This is a genomic window from Flavobacterium akiainvivens (assembly GCF_001278115.1).
Taxonomy (GTDB): domain Bacteria; phylum Bacteroidota; class Bacteroidia; order Flavobacteriales; family Flavobacteriaceae; genus Flavobacterium; species Flavobacterium akiainvivens.
Window position 1 is genome coordinate 3,448,494 of the sequence record NZ_LIYD01000005.1, and the last position, 20,676, is coordinate 3,469,169.

The following is a 20,676-nucleotide window of genomic DNA, read 5'->3' on the forward strand; positions in this document are numbered from 1 at the left end:
CTCAATTTGAAGCAATACGGGCAAGTTCATCAAACACCAGGTTAGATTCAAAGCCTTTTCGTAGCAGGAAATCTCCTACCTTTTTTTTCTTCTTCTGCAAATTTGCTTCGCGGGTGGCCTCCCACTGTTTTTGCGCAAGGGCATAAAAGGTTTCAAGGTACTCATCCGGGTTTATTTCCTGAAGGGCACTGTCTATATTATATTTTGAAATACCCCTGGCTTTTAGCTCCAGCACAATGCGTTTTTTGCCCCACTGCTTTATCCTGAACTTACCCCGGGCAAAGCTGCGTGCAAAACGCTCTTCGTTTATAAACTTGTGTTCTATAAGGTGGCCCATAACGGCATCTATCGCCTCCGGAATCATGCGCATGCCCCGCAGCTTTTGCACCACCTCTTCATGGCAGCGCTCCTGGTAGGCACAAAACTGTTCCATTTTGCGTTTAGCCTCTTCTACCGTATAGGTTTTATAGCCTTTTTCCATACTGTAAAGATAAAAAGAATCCTTTACTGCGATGGTATCTTAAGGCAAAGCCATTTATAAGCCTAAAATCATAATTCGAGAGCCCCGGAGGGGCGGCATATTTATAGAAATAAGTTTAGAGGGAGTAGCTGAGCTCCGGAGGAGCGGCATATAAACGTTGATTATATGCCGTCCCTCCGGGACTCAAACCCTAAAACGCACTGTATTCTGCTATAAATATGCCGCTCCTCCGGAGCTTATCAGGATGTAAATATCTTGGTGTAAAGTATTTAAACCCTTCTAATATTGGTGATTAAAAGGTTAAACGGGTAGTCCCAGGTTTTTGTGCGTGCGTATTACCGCCTGCTCATTTTTATAGTCTATCCATTTCTGGCCGCGGTATTTGCGCATAAGGTTGTCAAAGCCTCTCATTATGGTAACATTATAGGCCGCCTTCATAAGGTTAACCGGGTTTCTGGGGAAAGCCCTTAAACTCATACTGAAACCGGGCGTAACATACTTCATATAATGCCAGTAGCCTTCGGGCATGTACAGCATTTCACCATGCTCAAGGTCGGCCACCAGGCCCTGTGCGTGTTTAAGTGCAGGCCACTTTTCAAAATCAGGGTTGTCAAAGTCTATGTCTTCACGGCTTATAAGCGCGTGCGGCACTTTATACAGGTAAGGAGTTTGGTTGGGTTCAAACAAAATACACCTTTTTTTACCGTGGAAGTGAAAATGCAGTATGTTGCTAAAGTCTATATCATAGTGTATAAATACCTTGCTGTTTTCGCCGCCAAAGAACAGCATGGGCAACTGCTTTACCAACTTCAGGCCTATATCCGGCCAGCGGAAATCTTCCTTAAGCTGTGGCACCTCTTTCATAAGGTTGTACAAAAAGATGCGGTAGTTGGTGGGCTCTTTTTTAAGGAGGTCAATATAGTCGGCCATTTTCATGGTGGCATGGGCCTCATTAAAACCGTCTTTGTGCGATACAGGCCTGTCATCATACAACGGAACCGTTTTATCGCCGGCTATATCCTTAATATATTCAAGCTTCCACTTGGTATAAGCGGGCCAGTCTTCGGTTAATTTTTCAATTACTACCGGCTTTTGCTTCTTTACATAATTATTATAGAAATCTTCTTTGGAAATTGTCTTTACGCGCTCAATTTCAGTCAGATGTAATGGCATAATGTGTAGCTGTTTAGCAACAGCAAAATTAATAAAGCGTTATTAAAATGTAAAAAATGTATCGTAAAATTTTACGTGTACATTCTTAATGGCTTTAAAAAAGCCCATAAACTTCTCATTATTAATCCTAAAGCCATGAGCCAAAAAGCACCCAAATATACAGAATCTTTAAAGAGGGGAGTGCCTGTTTTAACACTTATTTGTAACGCCTCTAAATAAAAAAGCCTGCCACAAAGGGCAGGCTTCCGGCTGTTCGTGTTTTGTTTATAAGCCTTTTACGATGATGAATTCAATCCTGCGGTTTTCGGCATCCTGCTCTGCAGTACACGGTTCGCACACTATGCGCGGTTCGCTCTTGCCATAACCCTGGCCGCTTATGCGTTCTTTTGCAATGCCGTTGCTCAGTACATACTGCACCGCGCTAATGGCACGCTCGTTACTCAGCCTCATGTTATACTCGGCGCTGCCTTTAGTATCGGTATGGGCCTTAACCATAATAACAAGGTTTGGCTTGCTCTTCATAAGCTGCACCAGCTTGTCAAGCTCTTCGGCGGCTTTTTGGGTAATGTTGCTCTTGTCAAAATCAAAGTAAATATCCTTGAGCACAATCCTGTCGCCCACAATCATGCTTTCCAGCGGAACAAGCTCGGCCACAATATCTTTCTTGCCGCCGTTTTGTGCCGGCAGGGCAAAGGTATTCTTTTCATAATCAGCTGCAGTGGCTACAAGCGCATAGCCTTTGTTGCAGTCTACGCTATAGCTAACCACACCGTTATTATCGGTAGTGCGGGTTTCAATCACGTTGTTTTTTTCGTCAAGAATGGCAACGCTTGCCGCCTTTATAACCTGGCCTGTTTTTTTGTCTTTAACGGTAACCACGGCATCTACACCACAAATGGGTATTGCTTTGTACATATTGTCTACATTGCCCATCTGGTCGCCTTTTTTACCGGCCCTGTTGCTGCTAAAAAAGCCTATGTTCTTTTGCTGGTTCAGGCTGAACGAAAAATCATCGGCAGCTGAGTTTACCGGTGGGCCCACGTTTACGGCATCGCTGCCCTCTTTGGTAAGGTCGGCATAAAAAACATCAAGCCCGCCCAGGCCTTTGTGCCCGTCAGACGAAAAGAACAGCTTGTTATCATCGGTTATAAAAGGGAAAGCCTCCCTGCCCGGGGTGTTTATTTTTTTGCCCAGGTTTATGGGTTCACCATAGCTGTTGCCGCCTTTTATCTCTACTTTCCAGATGTCGCTGCCGCCCACAGTGCCTTTCCTGTCCGATGAAAAATACAGCCATTTGCCGTCTTTGCTAATGCTTGGGCAGTTGGTGCTCCACGCCTTATTATTAAACGGAAGCGCCAACACATTGCCCCACTTGCCGTTTTCTTTAGTGGCTTTGTACAGGTAAATAAGGCTGGTTTTCTGGCCTTTGCCGCGTTCGGCATCGCCTTCCCTAAAGCTTTCGCTGGCAAAATACATGGTGTTGCCGTCGGCGCTAAGGGCCACAGGGCCATCGTGGTATTGCGTGTTAAGGCTGCCCAGGGTAGTGGGTTCGCTTATGCTGCCATCGGCATTATAGGTAGCGGTATAAATATCAAGGTAAGGCTGCTCATCGCGGCCATAAGTTTTGCGCGATGTGTTGCGGTTACTGGTAAAATACAGTGTACCGTCGTTAGCTAGCACTGCCCCAAACGAGCCGTATTCCTTATCGTTTATATCGAGAATTTTCTCGTCAAACATCTTGGTCTGGCTCTTTAGCTTAGGCAGGTAGTCCGGGTCTTCGTTAAAAGCCACAGCACGTGAGTCTTTAGGCGTCATCTTGGCAAATACCTTCATTTGGGCGTTATATTCTTCATAATTGCCGTTAGCCTTAAGCATCTGGGCATACCTGTAGTAGGTTTCGGCATCCTGCTGCTTGGCATCTATGGCTTTTTTATACCATACGGCAGCCTCTTTGCTGTTGTATACATTAAAGTAGCTCTCTGCCAGCTGCTTGTACACATAAGGGTCTTTGCCTTTTTTGGCCAGCTTCAGGTATTCTTTGGCTGCATCTACATACTCAAAACGGCCAAAAAGCTTATCGGCCTGCTCGGTTTCTTTGCTTTGCGCTGAAAGCGAAGTCGTTGCAATTAAAAATCCAAGGGATATATATAAGTTTTTCATATTTATTCAGGTTAGAAATAACGTGGTGAACGTGATACTTTTTTCGGGAAGTTCAAATCAAACAACAGCATGATTTCGTGCGATGCCGGTGTGGTAACGTTAAGGTCGCTCACAATATGGTCATACGCATAGCCTATCCTCAAATTAGGCGTAATGGCAAAGTTTACCATACCGCCAAAAGAGTCGTCTAACCTGTAGGTAGCGCCTATCTCAAAGCGGTCAAAGAACAACGCGTTCAAAGAGCCGTCTATCGATGGGTCGATACCAAAGGCTGATTTCAGCATAAATGAGGGCTTCAGCTTAAAGTTGTCGTTGATCTGGAATACATAACCACCCGTTAAAAAGTAGTGCGAAACCTCTGAACCAAACCTATAGGCTGTGCCGGTGCCGTTCTGCCTGTAGTCAAGGTGCTTGCTCTTTAGCATGTTGGGCACTGAAAACGCCAGGTAGTAGTTATCGGTGTAGTAAAATGCACCGGTACCCACGTTAAAATAGGTGTTGTTTATGTTTTCGGCAAATGCAGGGTCGCTATCATCGGGTACGTTGTTGTACACTTCGCTGAACAAGCCCACATCGTGGAACGTTACACCTGCTTTAATACCCAGGGCAAGCCTGTGCTGGCCACCCAGTTTAAGGGTATAGCTAAAGTCGGCATATACGTTGGTTTCTTTTACAGGGCCTATCTCGTCAACAATGGCCGATAGCCCAAGCCCTACGTTTTTGCCTACAGGGCTGTGGCCCGAAAACGTGCCTGTACTTGGTGAGTCTTCAATGTCTACCCACTGCTTGCGGTAGAGTAACCCGAATGATAAGTTTTCCTTCGAGCCCGCGTAAGCCGGGTTAATTACGTTCATGTTATACATATACTGCGTGTAGTGCGGGTCCTGCTGTGCAAAAGCATCAACAAAACCTACCAACGCAATGAATGCGGCGAAGTAAATTTTTTTAAGTTGCATTTTTTAGTAGTATTGGTTAGCCCTGAAGCATTTTTTGTAAGTTATACCTCTACAAACAAAATTAGTTTCAGCGTTATGTCAAAAAAAGCAAAAATTCTTCAAACTTTTATGCTTTTCTTAAGATTTTTTACCACAGGCAGTGGCACTTCTGTTGCAAAAAGGTAGACAATGGAGCTATAGCGCCAAAAGTGCTTAATTTTTCACTTTCGGATTTCAATATTGGCTAAAGCCGTTTTCAAGTTTCAGGTTTCATCACTCCCATCCACAACCTGAAACTTGAAACAAAAATCTTCTTCGTAAATCAGGACACAACATAACTCATTTTGGATACATCTTAAAAACCATCCTGCCGCAACTTTGTCCTGTAAATCATAAACAACATTTCAATCATGAAAACAATATTTATTACAGGGGCATCAACAGGCCTGGGCAGGGCAACCGCATTTTTATTCCAGTCTAAAGGGTGGAGGGTAATTGCCACCATGCGCAACCCGCAAAACGAAACCGAACTCACAAGCCTTGACAACGTAACCCTACTTCCGCTTGATGTTACCAACCCCGCGCAAATTGAAGCCACCGTGCAGCAGGCCGTTGCCACCGGCGCTATAGATGTGGTGTTTAACAACGCCGGCTACGGACTTGTAGGCCCCATGGAGGCCATTACAGATGAACAATTGGCTGCGCAGATAGACACCAACCTCATGGGCGTTATGCGTGTTAGCCGTGCCTTTATATCCCACCTTCGCACACAGGGGTATGGGCTTATACTGATTACCACTTCTATAGGCGGGTTGGTATCATTCCCGTTAAGCTCTGTATACCACGCTACCAAGTGGGCGCTTGAGGGCTGGGCCGAAAGCATGTCTTTTGAGCTTGGGCTGCACAACATAGGCATTAAGACCATTGCACCCGGCGGCATTGTGACCGATTTTATGACGCGTTCGCTGCAACCTGCATCGCACCCTGCTTATAATGAGGGCATGGACAAGCTTATGGCGCTGTTTGACGGCGATACTTTTAGCACAGCACAGCAAATTGCCGATGTGGTGTATGAAGCCGCTACCGATGGCAAAGACCAGGTACGCTATGTTGCCGGCGAAGATGCCAAAGCGCTCTACGCCAGGCGAAACGAAGTTGGCAATGAGGTTTTTAGGCAGGAAATGGGCCACAACATATTTCAAAATTAAGTACTTTAGCCTTATGAAAAAGCAGGATACCCCTCCCGTTAAAATAAGCGCCATACCGCAGCTGCACCAGTTGCTGGGCATGCCCGGGCCGCGTCACCCATTGGTCAGCCTGGTAGACAATGCCGAAATGAACATAGCACGTAACAACCTGGTAGGCCACTATATATTTGATTTCTATAAGATATCCTACAAAAAGTCGGTAAGTGGGCGCATGGGCTATGGCCAGGGGTTTTATGACTTTAACGAGGGTGGCCTGGTGTTTACCGCCCCCGGGCAAATTATATATGTGGCAGATGATGCCGAATATGACGGGGCCTCACTGCTGTTTCATGCCGATTTCATCCGTAACTCGCCGCTGGGCCAGCAAATAAAAAAGTACGGCTTCTTTTCTTATGAAACCCACGAGTCGCTTTTCCTTTCTGAAAGCGAAAAAACCATAATGCTGGGTGTAATGGAAAACATAAAGCATGAGCTTGCCGCCAATATAGACGATTTTAGCCAGGACGTGCTGCTGTCTTACATAGAGCTGCTGCTCAATTACAGCAACCGCTTTTACAGGCGCCAGTTTATAACCCACAAAACCGTGAGCCACGATTTACTTACGCGTATGGACCAACTTTTGGAAAGCTACTTTGGCAACGAAGACACCCTTAACCACGGCCTGCCCACGGTAGAGTACCTGGCAGGGCAGCTAAGCCTTTCGCCCCGCTACCTTAGCGATATGCTGCGCTCGCTTACGGGCCTTAGCGCCCAGCAGCACATACACGAAAAACTTATGGAAAAGGCAAAGCAATACCTGGCGGCCACTACGCTGTCGGTAGCGCAAATAGCCTACCAGCTGGGCTTTGAACGCCCGCAGTCGTTCAACAAGCTGTTTAAAAAGAAGGCACGCGTTTCTCCGCTGGAATACAGGCAAACGTTTAATTGAGTCGAAAGTTTAAGGGTCGAAAGTCAAAAGTCCCGTAACTTCAAAATACTATATAAAAAGGCTGTCTGAAAAGATGGCCTTATTTGTTTAGCCGGTTTTCTAATCAACAACGATATAATGCATTGTGACCTTAAAAGGTAAACCCTTTGTGTTCTTAGTGAAAAACCTGGTGCCCTTTGTGTTTAAAATAAGCAACCAGATCAGCAAATCAATTCCCTACGGGAAAATCCTGTATGCTATCCTTTTTTGCTGCCGAAATTATTTCCCTAACAGGAAAGCGTGCTATCGCGTAGCGATTTAATTTCGGTAGCAAAGCACAGGCCGGCATGCCATTTTGCCGTAGGCAATACATTTCGGTAAATTATACCCATAAAAAAAGCCTCCCTTTTCAGAGAGGCTTAGTAGCGGGAACAGGACTCGAACCTGTGACCTTCGGGTTATGAGCCCGACGAGCTGCCTACTGCTCTATCCCGCGATGTTATACTGCAAATATACGGCTTTTTTTCGGGAATTTGGCGCTAATTGCTAAATACCTGCGTTGGGGTTTGTAGTTGCCTGTTGCTGGGGGTGTTAGAGGCTCATTTAAATTGCAGGCATAAAAAAAGCGCCCCGAAACCGGAGCGCCCTTTGTAATATAACGGATAGATAAATTTTACTTTTTCTTTCCTTTTGCAGGAGCTTTTGCAGCTTTTGCAGCTTCCTGGGCAGCCTTCATTGCAGCACGAGAAATACGTACCTGGGCAATTACAGTGTTGTCTGGCTGAAGCAGTTTGTAACCATCCTGAGAAAGCTTAGTAATGTAAAGCTTGTTACCCATTTCAAGTTCAGTAATGTCTGCCTCGATAAAGTCAGGAAGGTTAGCAGGAAGTGCACGCACTTTAAGTTTACGCTGGTTAAGGCGAAGAACACCACCGGCCATAACACCTTTAGAGTTACCTACAACTTTTACAGGAACTTCCATAGTGATTTCTTTTTCAGCGTGTAGCTGGTAGAAGTCAATGTGAAGGATTTTGTCGCTTACAGGGTGAAACTGTATGTCCTGAAGAATTGCGTTAAATTGCTTACCGCCTTCAAGGTCAATTACTACAGTGTGTACGTTTGGAGTGTAAACAAGGTTTTTAAACGCCATGTCTTCAGCAATAAAGTGTACTGGTTGATCTCCTCCGTATAGCACGCAAGGAACCATTCCAGCATTACGTGCCGCACGCGTTGCCGCTTTACCCACGCTTTCTCTTTCAGATCCTTTGATCGTAATTGATTTCATTTGAAATAATTAAAATATAGTTAATAAATAAAATACGTTATTGCAGGAACTTGCCGCTTATAGAGGTATTGTTCTGCACCATGTGCATTACCTCTGCAAAAAGGTCGGCACAGGTTACCACCTTAATTTTAGACGTTTCCTTTTTTAGTGGGATACTGTCTGTAACAATAAGTTCCTTCAGCTGGCTTTGCTCAATTTTTTCATAAGCGCCACCGCTTAATATAGGGTGTGTACATATAGCGCGAACGCTAAGTGCCCCTTTTTCCATCATAAGGTCGGCTGCTTTTGCAAGCGTACCGCCCGTGTCTATCATGTCGTCTACAAGTATAATGTTACGGCCTGTAACATCGCCTATAAGCTCCATGGTTTCAATTTTGTTAGCTTCTTTGCGCTGCTTGTAGCATATTACCACGTCGCTGCCCAAAAACTTGCTGTATGCATAAGCCCTTTTACTACCGCCCATATCCGGAGAGGCTATGGTAAGGTTATCAAGGTTAAGGCTCTTTATATAAGGTACAAAAATGGTAGAAGCAAAAAGGTGGTCTACCGGCTTCTCAAAAAAGCCCTGAATCTGGTCGGCATGCAGGTCCATGGTCATAATCCTGGTTGCACCGGCCGCTTCTAAAAGCTTGGCAACAAGCTTGGCGCCTATTGGCACACGCGGCTTGTCTTTCCTGTCTTGCCTTGCCCAGCCAAAGTAAGGTATAACAGCAGTTATATGCCTTGCCGATGCCCTTTTGGCTGCATCAATCATTAATAAAAGTTCCATCAGGTTATCTGATGTAGGGAAGGTAGAGCATACTAAAAACACCCTTAATCCCCTTATCGACTCTTCAAACGAAGGCTGAAATTCACCATCGCTGTAAGTAGAGAATGTAGTTTTGCCTAACGGTATACCATAGCTGGCAGCTATCTTTTCGGCCAGGTACGTACTGTTAGTACACGAAAATATCTTGGCTTCGGGCTCAAAATATGACATTTTAATTTGCTGTTTAGTAGTTAGTTAGTGTTGCGTGTTATAAACAGGGTGCAAATTTAGAAATTTAATTTTACCTGCAAGCTAATTTGTTGGGTATTTTTAACGCGTTTCAATAAATTTTTCTACATTTGCAGCCACAAATTTACACATTTGTTTTTTGCCTGGATGGCGGAATTGGTAGACGCGCACGACTCAAACTCGTGTACTACGGTGTGTGGGTTCGATTCCCACTCCAGGTACTTTTAAAAGGCTCTCATAACTGAGGGCCTTTTTTTATTCTCCATGGCTAAAGCCTTTTTATTATGATTTGCCCCTGGCTTCAGCCAGGGGAACAAAAAAAAGCCGCCCGGGTCACTACACACCGGGCGGCAAAAAAAACAACTTGACTAAACACTAAATTTTTTAGTTCTCTAACTTTTCATGCTTATTTTTCATGGCCCAGTAAAAGAAGTTAGGGAATACCAGCAGCGTAAATACCGTTGCAGTAATCAGGCCTCCTATTATAGATACGGCCAGCGGTTTTTGCGATTCAGACCCAATACCGGTTGAAAGCGCGGCAGGCATAAGCCCAATGGCGGCCATAAGCGCCGTCATTACCACAGGGCGGGTGCGGCTTTTTACCCCTTCTATTACAGATGATGCCAGGCTCATTTTATTCTTGAGGTTGCTGTGGAACTCCGAGACGAGTATTACCCCGTTTTGTATACAAATACCCAGCAGCGCTATAAAGCCCACCCCGGCCGAAATACCAAAGTTTATGCCAGTTAGCTGCAGGGCAAGTATGCCGCCTATAATGGCAAACGGCACGTTTACCAGTACCAGCAGCGAGTCTTTAATATTGCCAAACATTATAAACAGCAGCACAAATATGAGCACCAGCGATACCGGAACCACCTGTGCAAGCTTGGCGCTGGCGCGTATCTGGTTTTCATATTCGCCGGTCCAGCCCACGGTGTAGCCATCAGGCAGTTTTATTTCTTTAACCTTGGCCTGAGCTTCGGCAATAGTACCGCCCAGGTCGCGGTCGCGCACTGAGAATTTAACCCCAATAAAACGCTTGGCATTATCGCGGTACACGAATGACGGACCCGTTTCGGTAGTAAGCGTGGCAATTTCCTTAAGCGGAACCTTGCCGCCACGCAGTGTAGGCACCATAAGGTTCATGATATCCTCCTCATTCTGGCGGTATTCCTTACGGTAGCGCAGCCTGATGTCAAACTTCTTTTCGCCTTCATATTTCTCGGTAGCGGTTTTACCGCCCACAGCCATTTCTATAATGCTTTGGGCATCGCTTTTCTGCACGCCGTAAAGTGCCATTTTTTGCTCGTCAAACTTAACGCTCATAGCTGGCTGGCCCAGGTTGCGCAGCACGCCTACGTCTTTAACGCCGTCTATATTCTCAATTTTAGCCATAACCTGGTTGGCAAGCTTGTCTAACACCTGCAGGTCATCGCCATAAATTTTAACGGCATTACTGGCCTTAAAGCCTGCCACCGCCTCGGCCACGTTGTCTATAACCGGCTGAGAGTAGTTCCAGGTTATACCCTGGTATACACTCAGCTTTTGGTTCATTTGCTCTACCAGCTCATCCATGGTTATTTTGTGTTTCCACTCTTCCTTTGGCTTCAGGTCTACCTGAAATTGCAGGAAGCCAAAACCGTTAGGGTCGGTACCGTCGTTACTGCGGCCGGTTTGGCTCATTACATCGTCTACCTCTTCAAAAGACTTAAGCTCTTTACGGATAATGCCCGCCATCTTTACGCTCTCGGTAAGCGAGTTGCTAATGGGCAGCTCTGCCGTTACCCACAGCGCGCCCTCGTTAAGCGGCGGGAGGAATTCGGTGCCCATAAACCGTGCAGAAAACATGGTAAGCCCCAGTATTGCAAAAGATATAAGCATGGATATTTTTTTGTGCTTAAAGCTTACCGCAAGTCCTTTGGCAACTATGTTGTTAAAGAACTCCACAAACGGGTTGTGCTTTTCGCGCACGTTTTTGTTGAGTAGTATAGAGCACAGCACCGGCACCAGCGTAAGGGTAAAGATAAGTGCACCCAGTAACGCAAAACCCAGTGTCCAGGCAAGGGGAGAGAACATTTTGCCTTCTACCTTTTCGAATGAGAAAATAGGCAGCAGTGCCGAAATGATAATCAGCTTACTGAAGAAAATAGCCACACCCAGCTTAGACCCCGTTTTACGGATAAGCCCCATTTTAGCCAGTTTGTTAAAGCGCTCGTCGCCTTCCTTTCGCCGCAGGTGGTCAAGCGTTACAAAAAGCCCTTCAACCATTACCACGGCACCATCTATAATAATACCAAAGTCTACCGCACCCAGCGAAAGCAGGTTGGCGCTCATGCCTTTAAGCCTTAAACATAAAAACGCAAACAGCAGTGCCAGCGGAATTATAATGGCCACAATAACCGTTGTGCGCCAGTCGGCCATAAAGAGCAGTACAATAACCGTTACCAGTATAATACCCTCTACAAGGTTGTGGGTTACCGTCTTGGTACAGAATTCCATCAGGTTATCGCGGTCATAAAACGTAACCATTTTCACATCTTTTGGTATTACGTTTTCCTGTACATAGGCTATTTTTTCTTTAACGGCTTTTAGTACTATAGATGGGTTTTCGCCCTTTCGCATAATCACAATACCCTCTACCACATCATCTTTATCGTTAAGGCCCACCTGGCCCACACGCGGCACATTGCTTTCAACCACCTTGCCTATATCTTTAATAAGGATAGGGTTGCCGTTATACTGGGCTACAATGGTGTTTTCTATATCGGCAATGTTGTCTAATAGCCCCACGCCGCGCACCACATAAGCCTGCCCGTTTTTCTCAATAACATCGCCGCCCACGTTAAGGTTAGCCTTGCTTATAGCCTCAAATACCTCTGGCGATGTAAGCTCATATTTTTGGAGCAGGGTAGGGTCGGCCTCTACTTCGTATGTTTTTTCACGCCCGCCAAAAACCGCTACATCGGCTACGCCCGGCACAGCACGCAACTGGCGGTCTATAACCCAGTTTTGAAGCGTAAGCAGCTCGCGGGTATCTTTATCAGGGCTTTCCAGCGTGTAGCGGAAAATCTCGCCCGTAGGGCCGTAAGGCGGCTGTACTTCGGGGTCTATGCCTTCAGGAAGTTCTACATTCCCCAACAGGTTGTTTACCTGCTGCCGCGCAAAAAAGTCTTCTACATCATCATCAAAAATTATCTTGATTACCGAAAGACCAAACATGGTTATACTGCGCACGTTGGTCTTTTTTTGCAGCGAGTTCATAGATATTTCTATGGGCGATGTTACAAAGCGCTCTACCTCTTCGGCGCTGCGGCCCGGCCATTGCGTAACAATAACGATCTGGGTATTGGTAACATCCGGGAAAGCTTCTACCGGTATATTTTTATAACTGATAACACCTGCTATCACCACAATAGCCACCCAAAAAAAAGTGAATAGCTTATTGCGTAGGGAAAACCCTATTATGTTTTTTATCATTTTTACCATAGCTGTACAATTAATCGTTTATGGCATCATAAATGAGCAGGTTGTTTTTTACAATCACTTTTTCGCCCGCCTGTAAGCCCGTGGCTATGTAGGTTTTTTTGTCTAAAGCGCGGTATACGGTAACCTCGCGGGTTTCAATATTGTCTTTACCCTTGTATACCATTACAAAATTCTTGCTCTTGTCAAACACCACAGCCTCGCTGGGTACGGTTACAAACTTCTTGTCATCGGCAAAGTGCACGGTAACGGTGGCGTTCATTTCGGGCTTCAGGGCCACATCGGCATTCGGTACGCTTATCAGCGCTTTTGCCGCACGGGTATCGGGGTCTATTACGTTAAATATCTTGTCTATTTTGCCGGTAATATCCCTGTCAGGGTAAGCAATGGTGCGTATGCCTACTTCCTGGCCCACCTTAATTTTGTTGAGGTCGCCTTCGTTTACGTTTGCCAGTACCCACACACGGTCTAACTTGGCTATGGTAAACACGGCCTCATCGCGGTTGCTGCTCAGCATTTCGTTAGGGCTAATGTCTTTAGATACTATGTAGCCGCTTATTGGCGCATACAGGTTGTATACAGAGCCGCCTTTAAGCTTGTAAATCTGGTTTACCTCGCCCATCCTGCGCTGTTCAGCCTTAGCCTTATCCAGCTCTTTCTGGGCCATTACCAGTTCTTTTTCGCTGGCAAGCTTGCCGTCATACATATCTTTTACACTTTGCAGGTTGCGCTCTGCAATGCTCAGGTTAGCTTCTGCATCGCTGGCCTGGCTCTGGAAACCGGCAATCTCGCTACTGCGCACGCTTGCCAATAGCTGTCCCTGTTGTACATAGTCGCCCAGCTCGGCCTTAATGGCTATTACATTACCGCCCACCGCCGGAAAAACCTGGCTTATATTGTTGTTTTCGGCGCTTACCTTACCAAACAGGCGAATTTCGTTTTGCGCCACTTCTTCGGTAGCATCGGCAAACGTACTTGTACTATACATCTGGTCGGTCATTACAAATTTTTCAGGGGTTTCGGCTACGGCTTTTTCCTCTTTTTTAGAGCATGCGGCTACTGTAAAAAGCGCGGCAGTGCTTAAAAGCATTATATATTTAGATTTTTTCATGGTTTAGAAGTTGTTAGTACCTGTTACAAAATTGATTTCGGCGGCGGCAATGGCCAGCTGCGTCTTTACACGCTCTACTTCGGTTTGCGCCTCGTTATAGGCTTCAAAAAAGTCAGTAAACTCAATCATAGACACGTTGCCTTTCTGGAAGTTGCTGTTAAGCCCGTTAAACACGGCATCAAAATCATTGTTTACCAGTATGCCTATGCGCTTGTATTCGTCTACGCTGCGGGTAAAGTTCTGGTAGGCGGCAAGTACTTCGGTGTTAATTTCAAGCTCTTTATATTCAACACCCTTAGTGCTTTCCAGCCGGCCTGTTTTTGCCTTTTGTATGTTACCCCTGTTGCGGTCAAAAAAAGGCAACGATATGGCAACCCCCACATTGTACTGGTTGTTAAAGGCATCGCCCTGCTGGTTGTAGCCGCCGCGCAGTGTAACATCGGGTATGGCCAGGCTGCGTTGCAGCTTAAGGTTAATATCTGCCGCATCATTAGCCAGTTTTGCCTGGTTAAGGTCGGCGCGGTTTTGTAGTGATTTGCTTAAAACCTCGTCATACACAAAAGTGCGCGCGGCATAGGCATCGGCATCCTGTTCGGTATATTCGGTTTTAATTAATGCGGTAGTGCCCAGCAGTACATTAAGCTTTTGCTGTACTTCTATCAGGGTCTTGGTTTCTTCAGATTTGTCGTTGTTTATTTTTACGTAAACCGATTTTAGGCGCACAAGGTCTTTCAGCGCCACGTTGTTTTTAGCCACCTGAACCTCATAGCCCGTTATAAGTTCCTGTAGCTTATTGAGCAGGTTATCATATTTTTCTATGATTTTTTCCTGGTTGTGAAGCGTATAGAACGACTGCCATATTTCAAATTGCAGGTTGCGGGTAAGTTCGGCCAGGTCAGCGCTTGCAAGCTCTTTATCTTTTTTGGCAAGGGCTATCTGGTTTTTGCGCTTTCCGCCCAAAATAATAAGCTGCTCTATGCCTACAGCAAGGTTATTGTTATTACCCTGTGGGAAATACAGGTTGTTTTGACCTTCATAGGCTATTACATCAACACTTACCTCCGGGTTAGGGTAGGCCTTGCTCTGAATGATGTCTGCACCGGCCTTATCAATACCATATTGTGCGGCCAGTAGCTGAAAGTTGTTTTTAAAGAAAAGCGCTTCGGCCTGCTTAATGGTAAGCGGCAGCACCTGTGCAGATTGTGCAGCCATACCGGCCCAGCACAGCAGCAATGCCATGCAGGGCATTAATTTTTTTAATGCCATTTTTTATTTTTTAAATACTATAAAAAGGGAAATGTTGCACTATGTGCATACCAGTTGCGGCCGCTGTAAATAATACGGCAACAGGGCACTACCTGTACAGGCGTGCGCAGTAAATGGTATTTGTATAGTATTTAAACCTCCGGAGGCGGAGAAAATAACGCAAGATATGGAGATAGGTAGGGGGTATCTTTATAAAAAGTATCGGCAAGGATAATTTTATAGTTTTCGGCTACCGGGGCCTCAAAAACAAAGTCATACTGTTCGCCAAAAAACCAGGTGGCCTTTTTCTGGAACATTTTATGGGAAATAGGGGTTTTAGAGTGGTGCTCGGGTATAGCGTCGTCTATCATAAGTACTTCTTCCAGTACAAGCTCTACAAAGCTGTCTACTTCTTCAAAGTCTTCGTCAACGCGGCTAAACTCGGTTAACGTGTGCGGGTTATCTATACTAAAGTTGAATATATGGAGTGCCATAAGCATCCATAAAATACGGTGTTTTATATGTACAGGGTGTACGTTCACAGGGTATATTCAATATTAGCAGGGTACAATATTACGCATTCCCTATCATAAACCTTGCCAATTTTAACATTTAATACCCGGTTTTGCTATAATAATCCTGTGTAAGGCAAAAAAGATTTCATTTTCAGATGAAATTATACAGAAACCGGCAGCGAAATGCTAAAGGTACTGCCCCTGCCTATGGCGCTGTCTACCCATATAGTACCGTTCATTGATGTGATAAACTCTTTACTTATGGCAAGGCCAAGCCCTGTGCCTTCCTTCTCATTGCCCGGCACGCGGAAGTATTTATCAAATATGCGTTGCTGGTATCCGGCCTCTATGCCTATGCCGGTGTCTTGTACGGCAATTATTATATTACCCTCATGTCTAAACGCCGAAACCACAACCTTTGACTGCTCATAAGAATATCGTATGGCGTTAGACACCAGGTTGCTTACTATCCAGGTTGCCTTTTCTTTATCAACTGTAACGGGTAGAAGGTTTTCCTCAATTTTAATTTCTACCGCTATGTTTTTTGCCTCTGCAATTTTATAGGTGGCAGCCACGGCATCGTGTATAATACCGTTAACATTGCAGGGTTCAGGGTGCAGTTGTGCCTTTCCTGTTTCTACCTGGGTAATATTAAGCAGCTCGCCGGTGGTGCGCAACAGGCGGGTGATGTCGTCTTTTATGCTGCTGATGAGGTTTTTCTGCTCATCGTTAAGGGTGCCGGTACGCTCGTTTTCCAGCAGTTGCAGGCTCATTTTCATGCTGGCAATGGGCGTTTTAAACTCGTGCGATACCGTGGCTATGAAACTGGTTTTGGCCACATCAAGCTCTTTGTAAGGCGTTATGTTTTGCAGGATAATAAACGAACCTATAGCCTTTGCTTCACTTTCCCCGGTAGGGATTATACTTATAGGCACCAGCCTTTTTTCAAAGTAGCTTTCTTTGTTATCGGCATAAATTTTTAAAGGTTCTTCTTTTGTGGGTGCAGTGCTAATTTGTTGCAGCAGCAGCCTTAGCAGGTCATTATGCAGGGCTACGTCTGCCGCGGGTTTGCCTATGGTGGTTTCTTTTTTAAGCCCCGATATTTTAAGGGCTTCCTCGTTTATAAACAGGATCCTGTTCTTTTCATCAAGGCCAATAACGGGGTCGTGCAGGTTGTTGATAAGCGTTTCTACACGCCTTTTTTCTGTCATAACCCTTGCCAGGTCGGTATCGCTGTATTCCTGTAGTTTCTGGGCCATGGTGTTGAATGATTTGGCTAAGGCCGAAAACTCATCATGCCCCTTAAAGTGCAGGCGCTGGGCATAGTTTTTAGCCGCTATCTGGCGGATGCTCTCCGTAAGGTCGCGAATGGGGTTGGCTATATACCCCGGCAGGTTAATAATCAGCGTAAAGCCAATGATAAGGCAAAACGAACTGGTTATTGATATCCACAGTATGGAGTTTTTTGCTGTATCGCCGGCTATGTTACTCTTGCGCTTTATGGCATCCATATTCAGCTTCATGATGCTGTTAATGTCCATACGCACTTTAGCCACCAGGGTGGTATTGGCGCTGTCTTTCAATAAGGCATCAAAATCTTCCTGCAGGTCGGTAGTAAGTTCTTTTTCGCCTACTTCGGTAATGTTGCTTTTTTGCAGGTCAAGGCTTTCCTGAAATTTTTCAGGGGTTTTGGGCTCCCGGCTTATATTATCCAGCAGTTTGTACATAGTGCGCGAATAATCAAGCGACTGGTAATTTGCCGTGAGTATGTTGCCCGCGTCTTCGGCCAGCAGGTTTACCTGCCGCACGGCAAGGGCAGCCAGCATTACAATAAGAGCAAAAAGCAGCGTAAGGGCTACGGTAAGCTTGGTTTTTATTTTCATTTCAGCTCAAAATAATTAGGTCGGTCTCCCCGGCCGACAGCTTGTTAAGCAGCGCATTAAATATATTAGTCGATAAAATTACCTTAAATAACGTTAGGTGCGGCTTGCCAATGCATATAGTTGTTATTTTGCGTGCTTCAGCCTGCTCCATAATGGCGGTTGCCACCCGGGTGTGCTGCACACGTATAATTTCGGCGCCCAGCTCTGTGGCCAGCTTAAAGTTGTTTATAAGGTGGCGCTGCTTATCCAGGGCAATTTTATCGGCGCTTTCTTTAGGCAGTTCTACGTACAGCAAAAACCACTTGCTGTGGTAGTAGTTGGCCAGCCTGGCTGTTTTACGGATAACCGTTTTTGCCGTAGTATGGTTACTGCTTATACACGCCATAAAGCGCTCCTGTTTCAGGTTTTTAATGCCGGTAACCTCGGTTTCTACCTTGCGCTCTACCTGGCTGGCCACTTCTTTTAATGCCAGCTCGCGCAGTTGCAGTATGTGTTCGGGCTTAAAGAAATTGTTGAGCGCATTGGGTATCTTGTCTGCCGTGTATATCTTTCCCTGTTTCAGGCGGGTAATCAGCTCCTCGGCCGTAAGGTCTATATTCACTACCTCGTCTGCCGCTTTCAGTACGCTGTCGGGTATGCGCTCTTTAACCTCAATGCCGGTAATTTCTTTAATATCATCATTAAGGCTCTCAATATGCTGAATGTTTACGGCGCTAATCACATTTATGCCGGCATCTATAATATCCATTACATCCTGCCAGCGTTTGGTGTTCTTGCTGCCCTCTATGTTGGTGTGTGCCAGCTCGTCTACAACAACTACTTCGGGCCGCAGGTTGATTATGGCCTGCACGTCGAGCTCTTCAAGGTACTTGCCTTTGTAAAAAATAGACCGTTTGGGTATTATGGGCAGCCCTTCCAGCAGGTCGTGGGTTTCTTTACGGTTGTGGGTTTCTATAAAGCCTATTTTTACATCAATGCCGTTGCGCAAAAGGCTGTGTGCCTCTTGTAGCATACGATAGGTTTTGCCTACACCGGCACTCATGCCGATGTAGACTTTAAACTTGCCCTTTCTCGACTTTTGTATCAGGTCGAGAAAATGCTTCACATTATTTTCTTTTTCACTATTCACCATTATAACCTGAAGCTGGCAGCAAGTGTTATCCTGTTTTCTGATTTTTTTAGGTCGGGCCTCCAGCCATCTGTAGAGGTGTCTATCCATCCGTCAGGGCTTGTGGTGCCGCCCTGGCCGGCAAAGTAGGGCACGTTGCTGCTCCTGAAGCCATACTCCAGCCTGAAGGTTACAAAATCGCTGGGCATAACATCAAAGGTAGCTGTAGCCTGAAACATTTTTAAGTCTTTTCCTTCGGCTAATGCATCGTTAAAAGCGTTATCGGCCACCGGCGATGGAGAGAAGGCCAGGTAAGCCCCGGGGTTGGTAACATAATCGCCCCTTAGCGTGATTGCCATCTTGTTTTTGTTGAACCACACACGGTTAGCCAGTGATGTGCCAAACATATAATTTTCCGATGCCTTTATACCGCCGCCCGTCTGGAAGCCGTAGTGCGTGTTAAGGCTAAAAGCCGCCTGAGAGATGCCGGTGCTTTCCTTGTCCTTAAAATAACGCGCCACAACACTGTTATCATGATGGAAACGGCTTACCTGTGCATTGCCCCTGGTGTCTTTTCCGTTAAGGTAAAAGTTTGCCACTAATTGAAGGTTTTCGTTAGGGCGGTAGTAGCTTGATGAGCCCAACCCAAGTGCCTGGTTCCAGCCGTTGTAGGTTTGCCATCCGTTAAGGAACCATATTTCCTGCTTAAAGTTTTTAGAAGGATACATTTGTACCCGTGCCCCCTGAAAATAAAACGGTGTAAAATCACACACCATGCTGCGCTGGTAGTTCCAGTTTTCGTTAACCACATAGCTTTCAAGGCCTATGTAGCTCATAAAAATACCCATCTCTACATTAATACCGAGCCACGCATTAAAGTGGTAACCTGCCGCCGCCTCGCGAATGTATTTAAGGTTGTTAAGGCTGGTGTTGCGGCCGTGGTTTACTGTGCCATCTAAATCTTGTACAATACTTGCCATCTGGCCATATTGCAACCACAGGCGGCCTATAATGTTTTTGTAATAGCTTTCTATGCCAATACTTGCCATGTTAATAGTAAACTCATTACTGCGCCCTATGGTTGAGGAGATAGTGTGCGTATTGTCTTTAGGCTTGCTGAAATCATAGTTGTAGTAGGCATCTACATAAGCTACACCGGTCAGTATGGTTTCGCCGTCTTTGTCCTGTAAAGTAAGCGGAAAGTTAGTCTGCCTGTTCTGGCCGTTAATCCAGCCCAGGTCCATACCGTCAAAAGGTACTTTTTTGGTTACCGTATCGGTTTGGGCAGTAGCAATAGAGGCAAATAGCAACGGTGCTATTAAATGTATGGTTTTCATTTTGTTTGATGTTTTCTAATTTTTTTTGATTATGAGTAAGGTACTGTGCTGATCCTCAGTTTTTTTTTTATTGCTTTCTTCACGCGCCGTCATTGCGAGGAGGCACGACGAAGCAATCTTTTTTGTCAGCCTGAGCTTTGTCAAAGGCAAGATTGCCGAGCTCCGCAGGCTCCGCTCGCAATGACGGCGCGTGAAGAAAGCAATGAACACCAGCAATCTCTGTGGTATAGCTCGTTTTATTTTAGTGAAGAAAGCCCATCCAGCGCCAGATTCAGTTCCAGCACATTAATTACCTCAGTGCCCAGCAATGGTTTTTGTGTAAGTTCGGCCACTTTTTTCTGTACGAAGGCTTCGCTCAGGTTGCGGGCTTTTGCCACACGTTTTACCTGCACTGCCGCCGCCTGTGGCGATATGTGCGGGTCGAGGCCGCTACCGCTTGCGGTTACCATCTCGGCTGGGATGTCTTTCCTTTCAACACCCGGGTTTTTGATGAGGAACGAGTCGATACGCGTTTGCACCAGCGCCAGGTAATCAGGGTTAGACGGACCCTTGTTACTGCCGCCCGAACCAGCGCCGTTATAATCTACAGCGCTTGGACGGGGCCAGAAGTGTTTGTTTTGCGTAAAACCTTGGGCTACATTGGTATGGTAGCGCTTGCCGTTAACCTCTGTTATAAAGCCGTTGCCCTGATTTGGGGCGAGTTGTGCCACACCCAGTATGGACAGGGTGTATATACCCGAAAAGAACACGGCGCAAAACACCGTAAGCCTTATAGCGGGAATGATGTGTTTTTTCATTTTTATTGTTTTTGATTTTGACAGCATTTTTGTCATTCCGACTGAAGCGCA

Annotated in this window: 16 protein-coding genes and 2 tRNA genes; 3 read left to right on the top strand and 15 right to left on the bottom strand. The window is 45.7% G+C overall.

From position 1 onward, the window contains the following. Position 1 precedes the first annotated feature (1 nt). From AM279_RS15600 to AM279_RS15615, 4 genes are all read right to left on the bottom strand, one after another. Entirely contained in the window at positions 2 to 481 is a 480-nt protein-coding gene (locus AM279_RS15600) for a regulatory protein RecX (protein ID WP_054408955.1), read from the bottom strand. Between the two features lie 300 nt (positions 482 to 781). Beyond that, positions 782 to 1,654, bottom strand: a complete 873-nt coding sequence (locus tag AM279_RS15605; RefSeq protein ID WP_054408956.1) for a cupin-like domain-containing protein — start codon at positions 1,652 to 1,654, stop codon at positions 782 to 784. Between the two features lie 264 nt (positions 1,655 to 1,918). Then, entirely contained in the window at positions 1,919 to 3,814 is a 1,896-nt protein-coding gene (locus AM279_RS15610; RefSeq protein WP_054408957.1) for an OmpA family protein, read from the bottom strand. Positions 3,815 to 3,825: 11 nt separating this feature from the next. Next, positions 3,826 to 4,770: a PorP/SprF family type IX secretion system membrane protein gene (locus AM279_RS15615; RefSeq protein ID WP_054408958.1), complete on the bottom strand. Its 945-nt coding sequence runs from the start codon at positions 4,768 to 4,770 to the stop codon at positions 3,826 to 3,828. Between the two features lie 389 nt (positions 4,771 to 5,159). Between AM279_RS15615 and AM279_RS15620 the strand changes: the two genes are divergently transcribed. Together AM279_RS15620 and AM279_RS15625 are read left to right on the top strand one after the other, a co-directional pair. Beyond that, on the top strand, positions 5,160 to 5,957 hold the full coding sequence (locus AM279_RS15620; RefSeq protein ID WP_054408959.1) for an SDR family oxidoreductase: 798 nt from the start codon (positions 5,160 to 5,162) through the stop codon (positions 5,955 to 5,957). Positions 5,958 to 5,970: 13 nt separating this feature from the next. After that, positions 5,971 to 6,885, top strand: coding sequence for a helix-turn-helix domain-containing protein (locus AM279_RS15625; protein ID WP_054408960.1), 915 nt, complete (start codon positions 5,971 to 5,973; stop codon positions 6,883 to 6,885). A gap of 402 nt (positions 6,886 to 7,287) precedes the next feature. Here AM279_RS15625 and AM279_RS15630 read toward each other — a convergent pair. The 3 genes from AM279_RS15630 to AM279_RS15640 all read right to left on the bottom strand — a co-directional run bounded on the left by AM279_RS15630 (position 7,288) and on the right by AM279_RS15640 (position 9,128). Then, a tRNA-Met gene (locus tag AM279_RS15630) sits at positions 7,288 to 7,360 on the bottom strand. A 177-nt stretch (positions 7,361 to 7,537) separates the two neighbouring features. Further along, complete coding sequence (locus tag AM279_RS15635; protein WP_054408961.1) at positions 7,538 to 8,149, bottom strand: 50S ribosomal protein L25/general stress protein Ctc; 612 nt, start codon at positions 8,147 to 8,149, stop codon at positions 7,538 to 7,540. 37 nt (positions 8,150 to 8,186) lie between these two features. Further along, complete coding sequence (locus AM279_RS15640; protein WP_054408962.1) at positions 8,187 to 9,128, bottom strand: ribose-phosphate pyrophosphokinase; 942 nt, start codon at positions 9,126 to 9,128, stop codon at positions 8,187 to 8,189. Positions 9,129 to 9,287: 159 nt separating this feature from the next. Between AM279_RS15640 and AM279_RS15645 the strand changes: the two genes are divergently transcribed. Further along, a tRNA-Leu gene (locus tag AM279_RS15645) sits at positions 9,288 to 9,367 on the top strand. A gap of 163 nt (positions 9,368 to 9,530) precedes the next feature. On the opposite strand, the gene AM279_RS15650 is transcribed toward AM279_RS15645, so the two are convergent. From AM279_RS15650 to AM279_RS15685, 8 genes are all read right to left on the bottom strand, one after another. Next, positions 9,531 to 12,632 carry an efflux RND transporter permease subunit gene (locus AM279_RS15650; protein WP_054408963.1) on the bottom strand — a complete coding sequence of 1,034 codons (3,102 nt, stop codon included), beginning with the start codon at positions 12,630 to 12,632 and terminating at the stop codon, positions 9,531 to 9,533. A 10-nt stretch (positions 12,633 to 12,642) separates the two neighbouring features. Next, complete coding sequence (locus AM279_RS15655) at positions 12,643 to 13,740, bottom strand: efflux RND transporter periplasmic adaptor subunit (protein WP_054408964.1); 1,098 nt, start codon at positions 13,738 to 13,740, stop codon at positions 12,643 to 12,645. 3 nt (positions 13,741 to 13,743) lie between these two features. Then, complete coding sequence (locus tag AM279_RS15660; protein WP_082344244.1) at positions 13,744 to 15,006, bottom strand: TolC family protein; 1,263 nt, start codon at positions 15,004 to 15,006, stop codon at positions 13,744 to 13,746. 131 nt (positions 15,007 to 15,137) lie between these two features. Continuing rightward, on the bottom strand, positions 15,138 to 15,485 hold the full coding sequence (locus AM279_RS15665) for a hypothetical protein (protein WP_054408966.1): 348 nt from the start codon (positions 15,483 to 15,485) through the stop codon (positions 15,138 to 15,140). A 176-nt stretch (positions 15,486 to 15,661) separates the two neighbouring features. Further along, positions 15,662 to 17,383, bottom strand: a complete 1,722-nt coding sequence (locus tag AM279_RS15670) for an ATP-binding protein (protein WP_054408967.1) — start codon at positions 17,381 to 17,383, stop codon at positions 15,662 to 15,664. Position 17,384: 1 nt separating this feature from the next. Next, positions 17,385 to 18,515 carry a sensor protein KdpD gene (locus tag AM279_RS15675; protein WP_054408968.1) on the bottom strand — a complete coding sequence of 377 codons (1,131 nt, stop codon included), beginning with the start codon at positions 18,513 to 18,515 and terminating at the stop codon, positions 17,385 to 17,387. After that, complete coding sequence (locus AM279_RS15680) at positions 18,515 to 19,828, bottom strand: outer membrane beta-barrel protein (RefSeq protein WP_054408969.1); 1,314 nt, start codon at positions 19,826 to 19,828, stop codon at positions 18,515 to 18,517. Before AM279_RS15680 ends, AM279_RS15675 begins: the two co-directional genes overlap by 1 nt. A 236-nt stretch (positions 19,829 to 20,064) precedes the next feature. Beyond that, entirely contained in the window at positions 20,065 to 20,625 is a 561-nt protein-coding gene (locus tag AM279_RS15685; protein ID WP_054410368.1) for a K(+)-transporting ATPase subunit C, read from the bottom strand. Positions 20,626 to 20,676: the final 51 nt, after the last annotated feature.